A 3,224-nucleotide genomic window follows, 5' to 3' on the forward strand; every position below is an offset into this window, starting at 1 on the left:
TCGTTTGTTGTGATTTCGATCACCGCTCTTTAACAATCGGATTGTAATCGAACACTGCATTCTTTTAGCGAAGAATGTATGAGTTGCTCATAGACTTCGAGTGCGAGAGCGCTTGAGGTTATATGACCAAGTGACCAAGCGCACACGGTGGATGCCTTGGCGACAGAAGGCGATGAAGGACGTAGTAGCCTGCGATAAGCTTCGGTAAGTCGGCAAACAGACTTTGACCCGGAGATTTCCGAATGGGGAAACCCACTTGCTGTGAGGCAAGTATCCCATGGTGAATACATAGCCATGGGAGGCAAACTCGGGGAACTGAAACATCTAAGTACCCGAAGGAAAAGAAATCAATTGAGATTCCCTGAGTAGCGGCGAGCGAAACGGGAACAGCCCTTAAGCTTCGATTGTTCTAGTGGAAGTGTCCAGGAAAGGCACGCCATAGAGGGTGAAAGCCCCGTACACGAAAGGGCATTCGAAGTGAAATCGAGTAGGGCGGGGCACGAGAAACCCTGCTTGAACATGGGGGGACCATCCTCCAAGGCTAAATACTCTCTGTCGACCGATAGTGAACCAGTACCGTGAGGGAAAGGCGAAAAGAACCCCGGTGAGGGGAGTGAAATAGAACCTGAAACCGTGTGCGTACAAGCAGTCAGAGCCCGATTCGTCGGGTGATGGCGTACCTTTTGTATAATGGGTCAGCGACTTACTTCTCAGTAGCAAGCTTAACCGTGTAGGGGAAGCGTAGGGAAACCGAGTCTTAATAGGGCGCATAGTTGCTGGGAGTAGACCCGAAACCGGGCGATCTATCCATGGTCAGGGTGAAGGTCGGGTAACACCGACTGGAGGCCCGAACCCACTAATGTTGAAAAATTAGGGGATGAACTGTGGATAGGAGTGAAAGGCTAATCAAGCCCGGAGATAGCTGGTTCTCCTCGAAAGCTATTTAGGTAGCGCCTCGTGTATCACTGTCGGGGGTAGAGCACTGTATCGGCTAGGGGGTCCATAAGGATTTACCAAACCGAAGCAAACTCCGAATACCGACAAGTGTAAGCACGGGAGACACACTGCGAGAGCTAACTTCCGTAGTGGAAAGGGAAACAACCCAGACCGCCAGCTAAGGTCCCCAAGTCATGGCTAAGTGGCAAACGATGTGGGAAGGCACAGACAGTCAGGAGGTTGGCTTAGAAGCAGCCATCCTTTAAAGAAAGCGTAATAGCTCACTGATCTAGTCGGCCCGCGCGGAAGATATAACGGGGCTAAAGCCATGCACCGAAGCTGCGGACTTGTGATTTATCACAAGTGGTAGAGGAGCGTTCTGTAGGCCGTGAAGGTGTGCCGTGAGGCATGCTGGAGGTATCAGAAGTGCGAATGCTGACGTGAGTAACGATAAGGCAGGTGAAAAACCTGCCCGCCGAAAATCCAAGGTTTCCTGCGCAACGCTATTCGGCGCAGGGTGAGTCGGCTCCTAAGGCGAGGCCGAGAGGCGTAGTCGATGGGAAACGGGTTAATATTCCCGTACCTCGCTTAACTGCGATGGGGTGACGAAGAAGGTTAGGCTAGCCGGGTGATGGTTATCCCGGTTTAAGCTTGTAGGCAGGTCTTCCAGGCAAATCCGGAGGGCTAATGCCGAGAAGCGATGACGAGTGCCCAAGGGCGCGAAGTAGCTGATACCAGGCTTCCAGGAAAAACCTCTAAGCTTCAGGTTAAGCAGACCGTACCCCAAACCGACACAGGTGGATAAGGTGAGAATCCTAAGGCGTATGAGACAACTCGGGTGAAGGAATTCGGCAAAATGGCACCGTAACTTCGGGAGAAGGTGCGCCCCCAGTAGGTGAAGCCCCTTGCGGGTATAGCTGGACGGGGCCGCAGAGACCAGGTGGCTGCGACTGTTTACTAAAAACACAGCACTCTGCTAACACGTAAGTGGATGTATAGGGTGTGACGCCTGCCCGGTGCCGGAAGGTTAAGTGATGGGGTTAGCTTCGGCGAAGCTCTTGATCGAAGCCCCGGTAAACGGCGGCCGTAACTATAACGGTCCTAAGGTAGCGAAATTCCTTGTCGGGTAAGTTCCGACCTGCACGAATGGCGTAACGATGGCCACACTGTCTCCACCCGAGACTCAGTGAAATCGAAATTGCTGTGAAGATGCAGTGTTCCTGCGGCAAGACGGAAAGACCCCGTGCACCTTTACTACAGCTTTGCACTGGATCTTGAATATTTTTGTGTAGGATAGGCGGGAGGCTTTGAAGCGTTGGCGCTAGCCAGCGTGGAGCCACCCTTGAAATACCGCCCTGAAATGTTCGAGGTTCTAACCTAGGTCCCTTATCGGGATCAGGGACAGTGTATGGTAGGTAGTTTGACTGGGGCGGTCTCCTCCCAAAGAGTAACGGAGGAGTGCAAAGGTACCCTCAGCACGGTCGGAAATCGTGCAACGAGTGTAAAGGCAAAAGGGTGCTTGACTGTGAGACCGACGGGTCGAGCAGGTACGAAAGTAGGTCTTAGTGATCCGGTGGTTCTGTATGGAAGGGCCATCGCTCAACGGATAAAAGGTACGCCGGGGATAACAGGCTGATTCCTCCCAAGAGTCCACATCGACGGAGGAGTTTGGCACCTCGATGTCGGCTCATCACATCCTGGGGCTGAAGCAGGTCCCAAGGGTATGGCTGTTCGCCATTTAAAGTGGTACGCGAGCTGGGTTTAGAACGTCGTGAGACAGTTCGGTCCCTATCTGCCGTAGGCGTTCGAGATTTGAGAGGATCTGACCTTAGTACGAGAGGACCGGGTTGGACGTACCTCTGGTGTTCCGGTTGTCACGCCCGTGGCATTGCCGGGTAGCTACGTACGGAAGGGATAAGCGCTGAAAGCATCTAAGCGCGAAGCCCACCTCAAGATGAGATCTCGCTAGCTCCTTGAGAGCTCTTAAGGGTCGTCCGAGACGAGGACGTTGATAGGCCAGGTGTGTAAGTACGGCAACGTATTCAGCTTACTGGTACTAATGGCCCGTGAGGCTTGGTCATATAACGCTCAAGCGCTTTTGCGCCACGCGATACAGTGTTCGATTACAAACCCGATTGTTCCAGTTTGCCTGGCGGCCATAGCGAGTGGGAACCACCCGAACCCATTCCGAACTCGGAAGTGAAACCGCTCAGCGCCGATGGTAGTGTGGGGTCTCCCCATGTGAGAGTAGGTCACCGCCAGGCTCCAAACGAAAAAGCCCCGTCGCT

The 3,224-nt window shown here is 53.3% G+C and carries 2 rRNA genes; both read left to right on the forward strand.

The window, feature by feature from the left end:
• Window positions 1-124 precede the first annotated feature (124 nt).
• Window positions 125-3,017 (forward strand): 23S ribosomal RNA (locus C41B8_RS19080).
• 67 nt (window positions 3,018-3,084) lie between these two features.
• A 5S ribosomal RNA gene (gene rrf, locus C41B8_RS19085) occupies window positions 3,085-3,200 on the forward strand.
• Window positions 3,201-3,224: the final 24 nt, after the last annotated feature.

This window comes from Salinisphaera hydrothermalis C41B8 (assembly GCF_000732535.1).
Taxonomy (GTDB): Bacteria; Pseudomonadota; Gammaproteobacteria; order Nevskiales; family Salinisphaeraceae; genus Salinisphaera; species Salinisphaera hydrothermalis.